The following is a 17212-nucleotide window of genomic DNA, read 5'->3' on the forward strand; positions in this document are numbered from 1 at the left end:
ACATGTAAAGTGCTTTTTTAGTGAAAAAAACAGCGTGGATGAGTCCCACCAATGTCCGCGAGTAAGATAATAAATCTCCTATCCAAAGGACAGAGAGATTAAAACTAATCTCCGCATTGATAAATCCAGTTTTACTAAATGGAAGAATGATCGTTTCGCAAGTAAATGACCCATCAGAGCAAGTATATATTTATAAAACTGAACCTCCTCTTATATAGATTATCTTTTAATCTAATCATCAGTCTCTTAATATGTGCATATAGTAACTCTATGAAACAAAACATACTTTTTATAATCCTATGCATAGCCCTCCTGTTTTTGCCGTTTTTATTAATAAAAGAAAAACCACAAGAAGAAACGGTACCACCGCCAACATCGGAACTCGAAATTGCTTGTCCAATACTAATCGAAGTGAAAGGGGTTAAGGAGAAGATTCCTTTAGAAACTTATGTTCTTGGAGTAGTGGCAGCTGAAATGCCTGTTACGTTTCATGAAGAGGCATTAAAAGCGCAATCTATAGCAGCAAGGACATATGTATTAAGAGATACGAAATATGGTCAAAAACCAATAGACAAAACTGTATTAAAGCAAGTGTACGTTAGTGAGGAAGATCGGAAGAAAAAGTGGGGGGAGTCCTTCCAACAATATGAGGACAAACTTAAAAAGGTCATCGCTGCCACAGAGGGAGAAATTATTGTCTATAAAGACCAACTAATTACTGCGATGTTCTTCTCTTCTAGCAACGGTCAAACAGAAAGTGCAGAAAATTATAGTGGTAATTCTATTCCTTACTTAGTCTCTGTTCCGAGTGAATCGGAGGAACTATATGCTCTAAATAGAACAAAGCAATTTGAATTTACCCATGGAGAATGGTCAAAAGCTTTTAATATAAAATGGACGGCAAATATACCTAAAACTTTTAAAATAACAAAAACGGATACGGACCGGGTAGAATCTGTTCAGATGAATGGTAAGACATGGACAGGCCGTGAAGTTCGAACACTTTTAGGACTACCCTCTACTGACTTCACCGTAACTTTTCAGTCTGATAAAGTAATAGTTGACACGGTTGGATATGGACACGGCGTGGGGATGAGTCAGTACGGGGCGGAAGTGCTTGCTAACGATTCTGTATTGGCAGCCGACATTTTACTTCATTATTACAAAGGTACAGAAATAAAAAAATTCTCACCATGTTTAAAATCTCCTTGATTTGCAAACAATGCAAATAGAGGTGATGAAAATGAGAGAAGAACAAAAGAACAATACTTCTCAGAAGAAGAACAATAATACCCCGAAAAAGCCATGGTTTTGGCCACTGATTTATGCAGGTTTTTCGGTAGCTTTTGTAGGTATGATTTGGGGCTATAATGTGTACGTCAGCGATGATTCTGTAAAAGACTCAGAATGGACAGATGCAAGTAAGGACCCCAACTCAGTAACGATTGAAACAAATGCCCAAGCAGAATCGATGAAATACCCTTTTAAAGAGACTCTGCTAGATAACGTGGAAATCGTACAGCATTTTTACGATATGGAAGCGGATGAGTCGACTCGAGAAAAGTCGATACTCGTATTCGATCATAGTTATGTAATGAATACAGGCGTATCTCTAACTATGAATAGTGAACCGTTTGAAGTAGTTGCAGCAATGAGTGGAAAAGTAGAAGCAGTCAATTTAGATCCATTTGTTGGGGATGAAATCGTCTTGTCACATGCAAATGGTATGGTAACCAAATATCGCTCAGTCACTGGTATTCTAGTAAAAGTTGGAGACGTGGTAGAACAAGGAGACTCACTTGCAACGGCTACAGAGAATGAATGGAACCCAACAGCTGGAGTTCATTTACAATTTGAAGTACTGCAAGATGGTGTTTTAGTAAATCCAGAGACCTTGCTAGCATTTTAATTCATAATAACTAAAGCGTATGCATAAATTGATGGAAAGTGTTCCTTTACTAACGAAAGGAAGAGTTAGTGCACGAAACGATTCGTCATAGATGCATACGTTTAGGTGAGATGGTCATTGAGACTAAAAAAACTGTCCGTGCAATCGCAAGCACAACCGGTCATTCCAAAAGCACTGTGCACAAGGATTTGACGGAAAGACTCCACTTAGTAGATCCGCAATTGGCAAAAGAAGTAAAAGAAATTTTAGCGTATCATAAATCTGTCAGGCATTTACGAGGTGGAGAAGCGACGAAAAGAAAGTGGAAAACTAGAAAAGAAGATAGAAGATGTCGTGATTAGTAACTGATCACGGCTTTTTCTTATTATTTCTTAATAGATTCAATTAATAAAAGCTTGCTAAAAAACAAAATAAAAAGATTTAATTCCGTTTCAGTTGTGTGCTAACCACAGGCGGAAGTGATGTGCTTACAGGAGCCGCAACCCCTCGTCTACACCTCTCCAAAAAGTTGATTCTTTAAATCAATTCTGTCCAAGTCCTTATAATATTACCTCATCTGGAAATAAATCTATAGTTGCACATCATAGTAGTTATTTAGACACTATTTTCATGCCATTTTTTCACAGATTTTATTGTTAAATAACGTGTATTTCTAATAGAACTATGATAAAATTTAAAGTTAGAAACAGATCGACTAATATACATAATGGTTTTAGCAAGGAAGGAGAAACATCAGTAATGTTTGCAAAGGATATAGGAATAGATTTAGGTACAGCAAATGTTTTAATACATGTAAAAGGAAAAGGGATTGTTTTAAACGAACCCTCAGTCGTTGCTATAGATAGAAACACCAAAAAAGTACTTGCTGTTGGTGAAGAAGCAAGACAAATGGTCGGAAGAACCCCAGGGAATATTATAGCAATTCGACCATTACAAGATGGTGTAATTGCTGATTTTGACGTGACAGAAGCAATGCTTAAGCATTTTATCAATAAATTAAATGTAAAAGGATTCTTATCCAAACCTCGTATTTTAATCTGTTGCCCAACAAACATTACTAGTGTAGAACAAAAGGCGATACGTGAAGCAGCTGAGAAGTCTGGTGGCAAGAAAATCTATTTAGAAGAAGAGCCAAAAGTAGCCGCAATTGGAGCAGGAATGGATATTTTCCAACCGAGTGGTAATATGGTGGTAGATATCGGTGGAGGTACAACAGATGTTGCAGTACTTTCCATGGGTGATATCGTTACAAGTGAATCGATTAAAATTGCAGGAGATGTTTTTGATAATGACATTCTCCAATATATTAAAAAAGAGTATAAGCTTTTAATAGGGGAACGTACTGCAGAAAATATTAAAATTGCAATAGGTACTGTTTTCCCTGACAGTCGCCATGAAGAGATGGATATTCGTGGGCGGGACATGGTCACTGGACTCCCTAGAACGATAACAATTGGTTCGGAAGAAATAGAAAAAGCATTACGAGAATCGGTGTCGGGTATTGTCCAAGCTGCCAAAAATGTATTAGAAAAAACACCACCTGAGCTATCTGCGGATATTATTGATCGTGGAGTGATTATTACAGGAGGGGGAGCTCTTTTACACGGAATGGACCATTTGTTGATGGAAGAGTTAAAAGTACCGGTATTCATAGCTGAAAACCCAATGGATTGTGTCGCAATAGGAACTGGGATTATGTTAGATAATATTGACAAAATATCAAGAAGATAAATGCATAGTATCTGCGGAGCGAAAAAATGTCCGTATGCTTATTGCATTAGATAGAGGAGGCTTTTTTATGTTCCGTGGATTTACTACAGTTGCATCAGGAATGATTGCACAACAGCGTCGAACAGAATTATTAACAAATAATATGGCAAATGCAAATACACCAGGTTTTAAAGCTGATCAATCGACGATACGCTCATTCCCGGAAATGCTTATGTCTAGACTGGGACCAACTCAAATTCCAACTAAGGATCCTATTAGTGGTAAATATGATTCTCAAGTTGGGGCTTTAAGTACAGGTGTATATATGCAAGAAACAATGGCATTGATGTCTCAAGGCCAACTCCTGCAAACAGACTTAAATACAGATATAGCACTAATCAATGGTTCACTGCCAGTGGATGAAGAAACAGGACAAACAGGAGCCGTGTTTTATCGTTTGCAGCATCCTACTGAAGGAGAGGCATACACGCGAAATGCGAATTTCACACTAGATGGTGCAGGATACTTAACGAATCCCCAAGGTCTACATGTATTGGATTCAGAAGGTCAACGGATTCAGCTACAAAATGATGATTTCCAGGTAGATTCAAGTGGTCAGATTTTAGTCGATAATGTGGCAGTAGCCAGAATTGGTGTATCTTTTTCTAGTCAACCAAATACACTTGTAAAGCAAGATAATGGACTATACCGATCAGTTGATGGTACTGATCTCCCATCTGCTTATGACATAGATAATGTTACTTTTACGATGCAACAAGGTTATATTGAAGGTTCAAATGTGGACACTGCTAGAACAATGACTGATATGTTAACTGCGTATCGTGCATTTGAAGCAAACCAAAAAGTACTTCAAGCCTACGATAGAAGTATGGACAAAGCTGTTAATGAAGTAGGCCGTGTGAATTAATAAAGCTATTACAATCTTTAACAATGAAAAGAGGTAGGCTTAAATGCTACGCACGTTAATTACAGCGACGAACACAATGTCGCAACTGCAAAGCCAAATAGATATCATTGGGAATAACCTTTCCAATACCGGTACGCATGGCTACAAAGCAAAAGATGCTAAATTCCAAGAACTATTATATCAACAATACAATAATGATAAATTAGATAAAGTCGAACGAGATTCACCTACAGGAATTCGTTACGGTGTTGGTGCAGCACTTGCGCAGACGCAAATGAACTGGAAGCAAGGTAGTCTCCAATCTACCGACCGTAATTTAGATTTTGCTTTTCAAGAGCCAAAGCAATATTTTAATGTGCTTATGCCGGATGGAGAAAACGGACAACAGACAGCTTATACGCGTCAGGGTGCCTTTTATGTTTCGCCAATGGAAAATGGACAGCTTATGCTAGTGAACGGTGATGGTTACCCAGTCGCTAATGCAGGGGGACAAGCAATAACCATTCCGGATGGTGTTACGGATTTTAGTATAAATGAAACAGGAATTTTAACAGCAACATATCCAGACGGAACTACACAACAACGCGAATTAGCGGTTTCTGTACTACAAAAGCCAAATGCAATGGAGCAACTATCTGGAACGTATATTGCAATGCCAAATAACCTAGAAGAGTTAGGGTTAAACGCAGAGGAAATTATGACAGATTTACAAGGTGCAAACCGCGGAGAAATAGCTATGGCAAATGGTATGTTAGAGTTGTCTAATGTGGATACATCTAAAGAGATGACAGACCTAATGACAGCACAACGTTCTTATCAGTTCAATGCTCGTTCTATTACAATAGCGGATCAGATGATGGGACTTATTAATGGCATTAGATAATTATTCGTGTAAGGAGTTGTGTTTATGACAGAAGAAAGTAAAATTTCTGCTAGACAACAGCGTAGATTAGAAAAAGGGCAAAAAACAATAAAGCAAGCTGAAAAGACTGGGCCAACCAAATGGGTACAAATCCGCATGTTCCCCATATGGTTGCGTATACTATTCGTAATTCTACTCTTAGTTGGAACAGGGATGGCAGGGTTAATGGTAGGATATGGTCTTCTAGGCGAAGGCGAACCGAAAAATGCATTAAAATGGGAAACCTATCAGCATATGATTGATATTAAAGATGGCAAATAATAACGATGATTTATTGGAGGATGATTCTATGTTAACAACAGAGCAAGTTCAAGCAATTTTACCGCATCGCTATCCATTTCTTATGATAGATAAAATTCTAGAATTAGAAGAAGGTAAACGTGCGGTAGGGCTAAAAAATGTAACGATTAACGAAGAATTCTTCAATGGTCATTTTCCAGGATATCCAGTAATGCCTGGAGTACTAATCGTAGAAGCTCTTGCTCAAGTAGGAGCTGTCGCAGTTCTTCAAATCCCAGAAAATAAAGGAAGACTTGCGTTCTTTACTGGAATTGATAATTGTCGATTTAAGCGCCAAGTGAAACCTGGCGACCAGCTGAAATTAGAAGTTGAATTAACAAAACTTCGTGGACCAATGGGAAAAGGTCACGGAATCGCAACAGTAGATGGAGAATTAGTTTGTGAAACAGACATACTTTTTGCACTAGGACCTGTAGTAGAGAAAGAATAATTTGTTTAAATATAATTAGTTGGATTATATAGATTTGTGATAAAGTAGGAGGTTTTATGTTTCATGTATAATGAGTTATCAGCAGGGATTAAAAGTAGTATTACTAGATCAATTACAAAGGCATTTGAAATTTATATGACTAATATCAAATGGGATGAAGAACTTTTTAGTATAGAGGACTTTGTGAAAAGTTGGCAAGTATATATAGTTGAGTCTGCGACTTGGTTTCAGAAAGTTCCACAAGAGATTAAAGAGAGTCCGGAATTCCATGAAGAAATAGCACTAAAAATAAATACTATAATTGAGAAAATTTTGTCAGAGCCTATTAATGAAGAGTTAATTGCTTCGATTGAAATCATGCAAGAAAAATTAGATACTCATTTTAAATATGGCTGTAAAGCAGAAGCTTTATACGTAGAAGCACTTTTGAACGAAATGCAAAAACAGGTATAAATCCCATAGGATAGTTCCTTTTTTCTTGGATAACCTATCGTAAGTCACAAATAAGTGATGACGATATCTAAGAAAGGAGGAATTTTTTTATGTGGAAAAAAGTCATTCCTACTGTAGCGTTATGCTCTTTTCTATTAGTTGGGTGTAACAACAATGATGATGAGGTAATTCCTGACAACAACGAAACTCCAATGGAGGATGTTCGAGACGATATTAATACTCCATCGCCGAACACAAACAACGGAATGGATAACGGTGGGAATGGAACGGTAAACGATGGCAACATCAATGGTGGAACTAATAATGGAACAATGGACAATGGGACAATGGGACAATGAACGGCGAACCAGGTATCAATGATAATGTTGATGGTACTGGAACGGATAACGGAAATGTACCTAACGATGGCAAATGGATTAAAGAACCAAGCACAGACCACGATGATGACGAGTTAATTGATGATAAAGATGCTAATAAATAGTAAATGAATGAACAAAAAAGATGCTGACTCCTAAAAATTGGGATCAGCATCTTTTTTAATGGGAAAGAATCCCGTTTCGCTAGTAAAACGCAATGAAAGCAGCCGCTAAACATAGGAAGTAACCCAAATAAATTAAGCAAGTTAAAATCATTAGGACCGCAAGTAAACAACATACTACAAAAATGCTCAATAAATTTTCAACAAAAAAATCCCGGCAGTGTTTAACAGGGATTTCGCTATCTCAAAATTATTAATCATCCTTTAAGGCAGGTCGTGTTTTCATATCGCTTTCAAACTTAGAAAGTAAATCTTCACCTGTTAAGCCGTCTTCGATTAGTTCTGCTAGCAATGACTCAGCATACTTTCTTCTGACGCGTTTTAGCGTACCTCTAAGCAACACAGATAGATGATCGCCGATTTGTTTCACAGAGTAGGTTACCACTTCAAAATGAGCAGGCTCATTTTCTGGATAGGAGATAATCACTTTCACAACATATACCTTATTAGACATTTTTAATTCATTGAAATATGCTTCGTAATTTTGGTCCGTAAATAGTTCTAAAATCCATGAACGGCTAGAGTTTTCTTGGTTAATAACGATACCATCTTCAATGGCTATTGGAACTTCTTCATGATCTGAAATAATACTCACTGAAATCATCTTGAATGTTTTCATGCACAAATCCCCTTTGGAAAAGCATTAATTAGTTCTCATTATAACATAGGTAATTCAGTGGAAAAAAATAATTGTACAAACTACCAAAATAGCATTATTGAAAGTTCAAAACCATCTATAGGTGGAGTTATAAAAAAAGAATTTTTAAGAATGCTATTTTTAGCCTGAAAACGGGTTGGAAAATGAATTGTTAGCTTTTGCCAACAATTTACACTGACAGTATGATAGTGCTAACAGTAAAGGAGGTGACAGATTGAACACTGTTTCAATAATAGGACGTATGACGAAATCTCCACAATTAAAGCATTTATCTGAGGGGAGAATGCAAACGAATTTCATCGTCGCTGTAAATAAAAGCTATAAAAATGATGAAGCGGACTTTGTATTATGTACAATTTGGGGGAAGCTCGCGGAAACAACAGTTAAGTATTGTGGCAAAGGGTCGCTGGTGGGGATAACAGGCAGACTCAATACAAGGTCGTATGAGAAGGAAGCTGGAGCAAGGGTATTCGTTACAGAAATAGTTGTGGAGGACATCCGATTTTTAGCAACAAAGAAACGAGACGAGGAACAACCAGGACAATCAATAAAGACGAATAGTGAGAGTGATTTTGAATTTCCAGTAACACCAAACCAACTACCAGTTTAATGATTGATAAGACCGCAATCTTAGTCAATGATTATCAAAAGAGGAAAACCCCTGACCAAAATTTTAATGGTCAGGGGTTTTAATAAAAACGATTAAATTGACAATGTTAGTAATTCTTTAATATCATTATCCGACATTTCAGTGATCCACTGACTAGAATGGATTAACTCCTCTGATAAAGCTTGTTTCTCGACGAGTAATTTATCAATTTTCTCTTCAATTGTACCAATCGTGATGAACTTATGGACATGTACAAAGTTTGTCTGTCCAATACGATAAGCACGATCTGTCGCTTGATTTTCTACTGCAGGATTCCACCAACGATCGGCATGGAGTACATGGCTAGCAGCAGTCAGATTTAAGCCAGTTCCACCAGCCTTCAAGGATAATAGGAATACTGGGAACTCTTTAGCCTGGAATGCTTCTACCAAATGATCACGCTGATTTTTAGGCATACTACCAGTCAAAAATGGAGCATCTATTTCATATAGTTCCGTTAAACAATGTTGAAGCAAATGACCCATCCCAATATACTGAGTAAAGATTAGACATTGCTCTCCACGTGCTGCAATCTCACCAGCAAGTGTCACAATTTGAGCTAATTTTTCGGAGCGCTCAAGCATATCCTCCGCATCATCAAATGGCTCTTTTAAGTAAAGGGCAGGGTGATTACAAAGCTGTTTCAACTTACTTAACATTTTCAGAATGAGACCTTTTTTCTCAAATCCAGTCAGTGTGTCAAGCTTGCTGACAGTTTCTTGTATAAGCGATTCATACAATGCAGCTTGCTCGGTAGTGAGCGCACAGTACTCTCGTTGCTCCAACTTTTCAGGTAAGTTAAGCAGAAGCTCAGGATCTTGTTTCGTTCTTCTTAGTAAGAAAGGCTGAATTTTAAGACGCAATTTATGTTTCGTAGCGTCGGAATTATCCCGTTCAATAAGTGCTATATAATTTTCTTGGAACTTACGGAACGAGCCCAAATAACCTTTATGGATAAAGTCAAAGATCGACCATAGTTCGGATAATCTATTTTCCACGGGTGTCCCAGTTAAAGCGATATGATGACCACCTGTTAACTTGCGGATAGCACGAGATTGTTTTGTATGCATATTTTTAATGTTCTGTGCTTCATCTAAAGTAACACTGGTCCATGTGATTTCTGTAAGTGATTCAATATCCTGCATGGCAGTTCCAAATGTAGTAAGAACTACATCACTTGTTAAATCGATTTCTTTTGTTCGTGAAGAACCATAATGTGTCTGCACTTTAAGTGAAGGTGCAAACTTCGCAATTTCTTTTTGCCAGTTTCCTAACACAGAAGTTGGACAAATAATAAGCGAAGGGGTGGGCTGTTCTGTATTCTCATGGACATGCAGAAGGTAAGCTATCAACTGCACTGTTTTTCCAAGACCCATATCATCGGCAAGGCAGGCTCCGAATTTTTCATTTCGCATGAAGACAAGCCACTCTAACCCTTGCTGTTGATAAGGGCGTAAAGTAGTCAATAAGTTAGGAGAGATTTCCACTGCAGGAAATCCTTTTTTCTCTGATAGCTGTGTCATTATCGTTTGCAAGGACTTTTGCATTTCAAATGCAAACAACGGGTCCACATCCGTTTCCTCATCGTCATCAAGTGCAAGAGCAAGTTCTTCAGGAATTTCACGGAACAGCAACTCTTTTACTGTCCAATTCTCATCCTCTGATTTTCTTATAAGCTCTCGAACTTCATGCATCCATGCGGAATCAATACGGAACCATTCATTACCAGCTTGTATAAACGAGCGATTTTCAGTGACCATTTGTTGGAACTCATCAGCTGAAATCTCTTGTCCGTTCAAAGAAAAACTCCAGTTAAATTGCAGTATCTCATTTAAACCAGCAGTGGTTTTATAAGAATTGGCTGTCTTAGCAACTGTTTTTACACGCATTTTTGTATCCTTAACCGCTTTAAGCCAAGCTGGGAGAACTACCTCGAATCCTAATGCTTGTAGTTTTACTAAATCATCGCGAAGAAACATCCGCACTTCTTCATCTGTTAATGTAGAAGAATAGAATGTTTCTGTATTAATTCGATCAATCGAAGAGATAAGAGAAAATATCTTAGACTGTGTTTCCTCTATATAATCACTAAATTCACTCCATTTATCTGGAAGTGCTTCGCTAATAGCTAATGATTTTTTTCGATATGCAGGTGTCCAGTAAACACTGCTTTTTTTCCCACGGACTACTGTTTCTAGAAGCCATGTATCCTCCATTGCCTCTGGTTCTGACAATCTCAGTGCGACAAGTAAGCTTGGATGTGTAGTCTGAGACTTTATCGGCCATCCTCCACGTTGGAAAAATGGTATGAGTGCTTCTACATCCTCCATGGATAAACCAGCTTGGAACAGTTTTTGTTTCACAGCGTTCACAAGGAGTGTTTGCCCTTTGTCAGTAATTGGAGCAGTAACATTAAGTTCGTTTTCTTCTATATTTATGAAATTCCATAAGTCAGGAGTTGCCCAAACCTTTGCAGTTTCTTTAAAGATATCCAGCCAATTATTTGAATCATCATTGACACCATCAAACACTGTGAATGGATGCATTTTTCTAGAAAAAAGCTCGACTAATTCAACTGGTGATGCAATTAGTGCATTATCTTCTATTTGAGCGTTTAGACCGAAAAAACTTTCTCGGTGATTCAAATATAAGGACGGTACCCATTTTTCAGCAGGTACAGTGATCGAGGCTAAGCGAAAGTGTCCGTTTTCTAAAGGATGAACATTTAAAGGGAATTCTTTTGTAATAGATAAAGGCTGAGTCATAGTGGCAGGTTTCCTTTCTCTATTTCTTGTTGCAAAGCACGAAGACGACGATACTTCTCGCGAACATTTTCTACGTAATCATTCCAATAGTCAATGTTATTCGATTTTTTAGCAACTTGTTTCATCTTTTTCCAAATTCGGACAGCTTGTTTGTAGCTATAACGGTTTTTCTCCTGGATGAAACGCATTGCATAGTCATGGTAAAGTGGAAGTAATACATCTGGAGCTTCTTCCTTAATAATCGAAAGTCCACAGGCTTCTGCATACTCCAATGAAGAATTAGCCGATTGATGAAGTGCCATCCAATCATAGTAACGCTTTTCCTTAATGAGTAAATTCGAATAAGACTGCAAACCATACAGTCCAAATGATTGATATAATTTTTCTAACTCTGCAGGGTGCAACTGAACCGTATCAAATAAAAGTTCTAATCGACGGATGAGTACAACTCGGGATGGATTTTGTATAACTTCGTTTAAATAATAAGAGACGTGAGGCAGTAGCTGTCGTGCCAAGTTTGTACCTAACTCTTTTTTACCCGTTTGAAGTGCTTTTTCACATACTTCCACCCACTCAAGTAACTGGTTTCCTTCCATTTTCTCAGCAGCTAATAATAGTTCATCAGTCATGGATAAAGTTAAGTAAAAGTATGGAAGTACCATATTTAAATGAATACCATCTTCTATAGTTTCTAAGGCTTCTAAATATTTTACTTCTTTCAGACGTTTATTTTTGTCTGTTACGAGTGCTTCCCAAAAGGATAGATACACTTGCTTTCGGTAATGTACAAGGTTTTCCATATCAAAGTAAAAATGCTGAACTCTCACCATTATTTCTTCATAAAAAGGATCTGCTGCAAACATTCGCGGCTTCGAAGATAATTGGTTTAAATGATCATTAAGCTCATCTAGATACTCATTTAAAAAGTGAAGAACTCGATTTTGCATATTTGACTGTGCAAGAGGTTCAATATAAGGCCAAGATTTTATGAGGATAGAAAGCTCTACATATACGTCGAAAATAGGCTGCCATTCACGTTCAAATGGGCGTGACTTTCGAATTTGCGATTTTAAATCATGAATAGCAAACTCAAGTAAATAAAAACTAGTTGGTGGGTAATTCGAAATAAATTTACGGAAAAAGTTTTCGACTATAATATCCCAACTTCTAGGACTACGTTCATCTTTTAGCAAAGTCAATTGGACTTGATCAGCTTTAGAACGCCAATCAGAAATCCATGTAGACAAAGAATCATTTTGTTGATAAAGGTAGAAAACCGCTGCCACAATATGTCTACACGGCTTGTGTATAGGACAAGGACAGTGAAAACTATCTTTTGTAATATGATAGTTCACCTCAATATTCGTTACATCGCGTACCGTAAAATCGACTCGATGCTCTTGAGGTAAATAATTCGATATAGAAACCGCACCATTACGAACAAAAAAAGCGGCACGACGAACAAGCTCTTCATCCTCTAACATAGAAGGATGTAACTTGTTCGCAATCGTATCCATAGACTTATGGATTTGCTTATTATAATGGGATGCAAGTTTTTGATAAGTAGTAAGGTTCAAACGGATCTCTCCTAAGAAAAAAGGCTTTCCTTCCATTATACGTTTAAAACCTACTTATTAAAAGCCGAACCTAAAATAATTCGAATAAATGGCTTAGTAAAAACAAAAAAGCCTTTACTTATAGTGATATAAGTAAAAGCTCTAATCTTTTTTCCAACGATTTAAAATGTAGTTTCTTCGATCTTTGTCATTGTCCGCATAATTGACAATATCCATAGTAAGATCACGATACTCTTTTAAGTGAATAACTTTATCTATATACTCATCTTGAAAAGTTTCTATGTATCTTGCTTTACTTTCTCTCGCTTCTAAAATAGGGTTTTCGCTTTTGTAGCGCTTATCTTGAAGCATATATAAAAATTGCTCGTCTGGAATTTTATATTTTTCTTTTATTTTAGTCAGTAACTCTATTGATATACCAAGACTGCCTTTTTCATATTTTGATAATGCGGAATGGTCAATACCTAATACTTTAGCAGCTTCTGTTTGTGTAATATCTAGTTTTTCACGATAAGCCCGCAAATGCTCCCAAAATGCCAAATTCATCCCTCCCATATACAATGCAAGAATAGCGAAATTAAAGAGAAGATGAATAAAAATCGCCAAATTGGAGATAACCATGAAAGGAATGAATATCTATAGTATAAGGAATATACAACGAGTAACATAAATAGAAAATATAGGGATAAGTTCCGTGGAAAGGGGAAGATAGCAGTCGAAAAAATACAATTATACATACCGTCTTTTTTAACATTACTGCGAAATCATGCAAGAAGAAATGAAGGAGAAGTAAAGGTTATTGGTGTGAAGAAAAAGTATATAGAGTATTTTAGTGGATATAGTGAAAACGAGATGACTCAGATTGATCAAATAGTTGCAGAGGATTTCATGGTTTATGATTTAAAATTAGATTATAAAGCCGACTTATTATCTTTTTACTTAGAACATGAAGGAGAACTTAACCAAACAAAAGTTATAGAAAAAGTCTTTAACACGTTTATCGTTGAATATAATCCAAAGTTGTTTGGTTTTTTTACGATAGCAAAAGGAAGAAATAAACCAAAAACTACGGGAAAATAAAGACACACATAAAAAGCGAATGGGTACCACATTCGCTTTTTGGCATATGCTCGAGGGAAAGTAGCCAATGTACAGCGTAAGTAACCTATTTTCAACAGACAAATATTTTAAGCCATTAACTACACGAAAAAAAGAAAATGTGATAAACTAATAGTAATCAGAAAATTCTATTAACGAAAGGAGAGTAGCATATGATACTTGTACAATTAATGAAACCATTTTATACAAAGTATGAAGGCAACAGTATAAAGATGGTGTTTGCCTATCAATACTTTTCCATAAGGAAAGATGATGAGCTTTTTCATTTTATACCGGTAGAGGGCAAGGAGATTATTTTAAATGCGCAGACATTACAGGTAGAAAATTTATCGGAAGTATTTGTTTTTCAAAAAGGGAATAGATTTATTCGACTTCCACTTTATCAATTATTGCTTGTGTCGGATATTCATACACATCTACAAACCATTTTAGAAGAAGCAAATCAAATAGATACACAAGAAGGATCAATTGAAGGAACAGAAGAAGTCATCAAACTACTAGAAGAACAAAATTTAGAGCGCATGTTTGACTTTGCATTGACGATGAGAGATGAGGAGTTATTTAACAAACTACAACAGTATAATGAAAATTAACGGAGGCTGTTACATTGTATAACTTTATTAAATAGAAAACACCTAACGAGTAGAGATATTTCGGTAGGTGTTTTTATGTGTTATCTAAATTAGTAAGAGGTAAAAAAGTGAAGGAACAACACAAAACCACTGGATCCGAGTACTCCAAACAAAATATCCCCCCAATTAAATCCAAACTTGTCGATTTTCATATATATAAGCTCCTTTCCTGTCAATTTCCCGGGAAATAACTCGATTATTTAATTTGTCGTAAAATAAGTTCAAAAGTTTCACTTATCCTGTCCAATAAAGGAAGGAGTTAGTCACTTTTTAACGAATTAAATCTTCATATTCACATACAGTAAGAAAAGCATAGTGTAGAAAGGTGAAGTATAATATAAATATGACGATATAACGATAAAGGGAGTTGATAGGATGCTTGGGAAATGGAATTCTACTGGACTATCTATTTTAAGGAATATGAACTCTCAATATGCAATGATAAATAAGTCCATGGAACGTATTTCTTCTGGATATCGTATCAATCGAGCGGGGGATGATCCAGCTGGTCTAGCTATATCTGAAAAAATGCGTGCCCAAATTCGGGGGCTTGGACAGGCTTCGAGGAATACCCAAGATGGAATTTCCCTTGTCCAAACTGCAGAAGGTGCGCTGAATGAAACTCATTCTATTTTGCAAAGGATGAGAGAACTTAGTGTTCAATCAGCTAATGATACGCTGACCAATTCAGATCGAGATCAAATGGCGATAGAGTTTGAAGAACTAAAAAAAGAAGTCACTAGAATTTCTAAAGATACGGAATTTAATACAAAGCCTTTATTAGATGGCTCCCAAAATTCTATTAAAATCCAAGTAGGTGCTAATGCAGGGCAATTTATTGAATTGTCATTTGGCAATATGGGTGCTACTAATATTGGAATACAGAATCTATCTATTTCTACTAGAGACGGTGCAGATAAAGCAATGGAAGAGCTCGATAAAGCTATTCAAAAGGTATCAAGTGAACGGTCCAAAATGGGAGCATATACAAATCGTATGGAGCATGCATATAATAATGCACTTAATATGGAAGAAAACCTGACTGCGGCCGAATCTAGAATTAGGGATGTAGATATTGCAAAGGAAATGATGGCGCTCACTAAAGCAAGTATATTAATGCAAGCCAACCAATATGTCCTAAGCTTGCATATGCAGCAAGCACAAAGTGTACTACAGCTACTAAAGTAACACTATTTCAGTTAAGATAGGTTTATAGAAAACAAAAAGGGGGAAATGGGATGAAGAGGTTTACTGTCCTTGCAGTAATCTTTATCGGTTTAATCTCAGCACCGTTTTCTTCATCAGCGGCACCGCTGGATGAAGTGAAAAGTTTAGTTAGTGAGTACTACAAAGGAGAAATTCCTTCTAATATAGTAGACATAGATTCTATTGATGAGATAATGAAACAGTTAGATCCCTACTCTACTTATTTTACGAGGGAAGAATTTGAGGCATACACGAATTCCATCAATAATACGACGATTGGCATTGGAGTGACAATTGAAGAACATCCGAAGGGAATTCAAGTTATCGGCACATTTGAAGGAGGAGCAGCTGCTCAAGCTGGTATATCACCTGGTGATATTATCCTTTCTGTTGATGGTATCGCAACTAATGGTATGTCAATACAACAAGCATCTTCGATGATTACAGGTAAAGAAGGAACCGCCGTCCAATTACAGATATTGATCAGTAACAATTCCAAACAAGTATTTAACATAACGCGAAAGAAGTTTACGATTCCTGTAGTAACAAAAGAACTCTTAGCTGGTAGTGTTGGATATATAAGTATGAATTCATTTTCTGATGATGGAGCAGTTCTTGTACAAAAAGCAAAAGTGGATCTAGAAAAGAAGGGTGCAACTTCATTTATACTGGACTTGCGTAATAATGGCGGAGGATATGTACATACAGCAGAAGAACTTATTGGTCTATTTCCAAACAGTCCTGATGCGTTTAAAATTATTACCACAAAAGAGACTACATTAACTAAATCGACGAAGCAACCCTCGTTGTTTCCTGCCAATACGAAAGTGCTGGTGAATGGGTATAGTGCAAGTGCTTCAGAAATGACTGCAGCCGCATTACTAGATCAAAAATCGGCAACTCTCTATGGTCAAACTACATATGGAAAAGGTTCCATGCAATCATTCTTTAGTCTTTCAGATGAATCAATTATAAAATTGACAGTTGCAAACTTTACTGGCCCTAAGGGAACGCTTATCCACAAAAAGGGTGTGAAGCCCAACTACGAAACAGAAGTTGGATACGAATTATTACAAGCGCATCAAGACGCATTAGTAGAATCATATAAAAACTATAAAAAGATGTCCGCATTACTTAATGTACCGACAACGAAACAATTCACTATTACTTTTTCCGGCACTGTAGTAGAAAATACAAAGCAAAAAGTGGAACTAGTGAAATTAGGATCTACCAACAAGGTCCCGGTTACTATTAAAGCAAAATCATCAAAACAGTTCGTTGTCACACCAACAGCACCACTAGAAAAAGGAGCAGCCTATCTACTTCTCATTCATCCGACATTCCAAACAAATGCAGGAACTATGATGAGAAATGGTGCTTATGTGGAAGTAACTGTTCAACCATAAGAGGGGGAAC

20 protein-coding genes are annotated in these 17212 nt (G+C 36.8%); 16 read left to right on the forward strand and 4 right to left on the reverse strand.

Translation table 11 applies throughout. From position 1 onward, the window contains the following. Nucleotides 1-318 precede the first annotated feature (318 nt). The 11 genes from spoIID (at nt 319) to MHI47_RS03275 (ending at nt 7133) form a co-directional block, all read left to right on the forward strand. Nucleotides 319-1212 (forward strand): stage II sporulation protein D, encoded by an 894-nt coding sequence (gene spoIID / locus MHI47_RS03225; RefSeq protein WP_340829441.1) that lies wholly within the window; start codon nt 319-321, stop codon nt 1210-1212. Between the two features lie 31 nt (nt 1213-1243). Further along, nucleotides 1244-1909, forward strand: a complete 666-nt coding sequence (locus tag MHI47_RS03230; protein WP_093538705.1) for a M23 family metallopeptidase — start codon at nt 1244-1246, stop codon at nt 1907-1909. 68 nt (nt 1910-1977) lie between these two features. Beyond that, nucleotides 1978-2250, forward strand: coding sequence for a sporulation transcriptional regulator SpoIIID (locus MHI47_RS03235; RefSeq protein WP_093538704.1), 273 nt, complete (start codon nt 1978-1980; stop codon nt 2248-2250). Nucleotides 2251-2647: 397 nt separating this feature from the next. Beyond that, nucleotides 2648-3640, forward strand: coding sequence for a rod shape-determining protein (locus tag MHI47_RS03240; RefSeq protein WP_340829443.1), 993 nt, complete (start codon nt 2648-2650; stop codon nt 3638-3640). A gap of 67 nt (nt 3641-3707) precedes the next feature. Continuing rightward, nucleotides 3708-4547: a flagellar hook-basal body protein gene (locus MHI47_RS03245; RefSeq protein WP_340829445.1), complete on the forward strand. Its 840-nt coding sequence runs from the start codon at nt 3708-3710 to the stop codon at nt 4545-4547. 43 nt (nt 4548-4590) lie between these two features. Then, nucleotides 4591-5430 carry a flagellar hook-basal body protein gene (locus MHI47_RS03250; protein ID WP_340768248.1) on the forward strand — a complete coding sequence of 280 codons (840 nt, stop codon included), beginning with the start codon at nt 4591-4593 and terminating at the stop codon, nt 5428-5430. Nucleotides 5431-5454: 24 nt separating this feature from the next. After that, nucleotides 5455-5730, forward strand: a complete 276-nt coding sequence (locus tag MHI47_RS03255) for a DNA-directed RNA polymerase subunit beta (protein ID WP_340768250.1) — start codon at nt 5455-5457, stop codon at nt 5728-5730. 28 nt (nt 5731-5758) lie between these two features. Further along, entirely contained in the window at nt 5759-6199 is a 441-nt protein-coding gene (fabZ, locus tag MHI47_RS03260) for a 3-hydroxyacyl-ACP dehydratase FabZ (protein ID WP_340768251.1), read from the forward strand. A gap of 63 nt (nt 6200-6262) precedes the next feature. After that, a complete protein-coding gene (locus tag MHI47_RS03265; RefSeq protein ID WP_340768252.1) occupies nt 6263-6652 on the forward strand; it encodes a hypothetical protein in 390 nt (129 codons plus the stop codon). Between the two features lie 89 nt (nt 6653-6741). Beyond that, nucleotides 6742-6990 carry a hypothetical protein gene (locus MHI47_RS03270; RefSeq protein WP_340829446.1) on the forward strand — a complete coding sequence of 83 codons (249 nt, stop codon included), beginning with the start codon at nt 6742-6744 and terminating at the stop codon, nt 6988-6990. Beyond that, nucleotides 6987-7133, forward strand: coding sequence for a hypothetical protein (locus MHI47_RS03275; protein ID WP_340829448.1), 147 nt, complete (start codon nt 6987-6989; stop codon nt 7131-7133). The genes MHI47_RS03270 and MHI47_RS03275 overlap by 4 nt, the downstream gene beginning before the upstream one ends. A gap of 250 nt (nt 7134-7383) precedes the next feature. Here MHI47_RS03275 and MHI47_RS03280 read toward each other — a convergent pair whose 3' ends face one another. After that, the gene (locus tag MHI47_RS03280; protein WP_093538697.1) at nt 7384-7809 is read right to left on the reverse strand and encodes a YwpF family protein; all 426 of its coding nucleotides are present in this window, start codon (nt 7807-7809) and stop codon (nt 7384-7386) included. A 253-nt stretch (nt 7810-8062) separates the two neighbouring features. Between MHI47_RS03280 and MHI47_RS03285 the strand changes: the two genes are divergently transcribed. After that, on the forward strand, nt 8063-8458 hold the full coding sequence (locus MHI47_RS03285) for a single-stranded DNA-binding protein (protein WP_340768255.1): 396 nt from the start codon (nt 8063-8065) through the stop codon (nt 8456-8458). A 92-nt stretch (nt 8459-8550) separates the two neighbouring features. Here the strand turns inward: MHI47_RS03285 and MHI47_RS03290 are convergent, their stop codons facing one another. The 3 genes from MHI47_RS03290 to MHI47_RS03300 all read right to left on the reverse strand — a co-directional run bounded on the left by MHI47_RS03290 (nt 8551) and on the right by MHI47_RS03300 (nt 13379). Further along, complete coding sequence (locus MHI47_RS03290) at nt 8551-11262, reverse strand: DEAD/DEAH box helicase (protein ID WP_093538695.1); 2712 nt, start codon at nt 11260-11262, stop codon at nt 8551-8553. After that, nucleotides 11259-12839, reverse strand: coding sequence for a hypothetical protein (locus tag MHI47_RS03295; protein ID WP_340829449.1), 1581 nt, complete (start codon nt 12837-12839; stop codon nt 11259-11261). Before MHI47_RS03295 ends, MHI47_RS03290 begins: the two co-directional genes overlap by 4 nt. A 141-nt stretch (nt 12840-12980) precedes the next feature. Then, nucleotides 12981-13379 (reverse strand): helix-turn-helix domain-containing protein, encoded by a 399-nt coding sequence (locus MHI47_RS03300; RefSeq protein ID WP_340829452.1) that lies wholly within the window; start codon nt 13377-13379, stop codon nt 12981-12983. 312 nt (nt 13380-13691) lie between these two features. Here MHI47_RS03300 and MHI47_RS03305 point away from each other — a divergent pair, with 312 nt between their 5' ends. The 4 genes from MHI47_RS03305 (at nt 13692) to MHI47_RS03320 (ending at nt 17202) form a co-directional block, all read left to right on the forward strand. Beyond that, nucleotides 13692-13919: a hypothetical protein gene (locus MHI47_RS03305; RefSeq protein ID WP_340829453.1), complete on the forward strand. Its 228-nt coding sequence runs from the start codon at nt 13692-13694 to the stop codon at nt 13917-13919. Nucleotides 13920-14110: 191 nt separating this feature from the next. After that, nucleotides 14111-14551, forward strand: coding sequence for a transcriptional regulator (locus MHI47_RS03310; RefSeq protein WP_093538691.1), 441 nt, complete (start codon nt 14111-14113; stop codon nt 14549-14551). 414 nt (nt 14552-14965) lie between these two features. After that, on the forward strand, nt 14966-15778 hold the full coding sequence (locus MHI47_RS03315) for a flagellin N-terminal helical domain-containing protein (protein ID WP_340829457.1): 813 nt from the start codon (nt 14966-14968) through the stop codon (nt 15776-15778). Nucleotides 15779-15828: 50 nt separating this feature from the next. Next, nucleotides 15829-17202, forward strand: a complete 1374-nt coding sequence (locus MHI47_RS03320; RefSeq protein ID WP_340829459.1) for a S41 family peptidase — start codon at nt 15829-15831, stop codon at nt 17200-17202. Nucleotides 17203-17212: the final 10 nt, after the last annotated feature.

Source organism: Psychrobacillus sp. FSL H8-0487 (assembly GCF_038008385.1).
In the GTDB taxonomy this organism is placed as follows: domain Bacteria; phylum Bacillota; class Bacilli; order Bacillales_A; family Planococcaceae; genus Psychrobacillus; species Psychrobacillus psychrotolerans.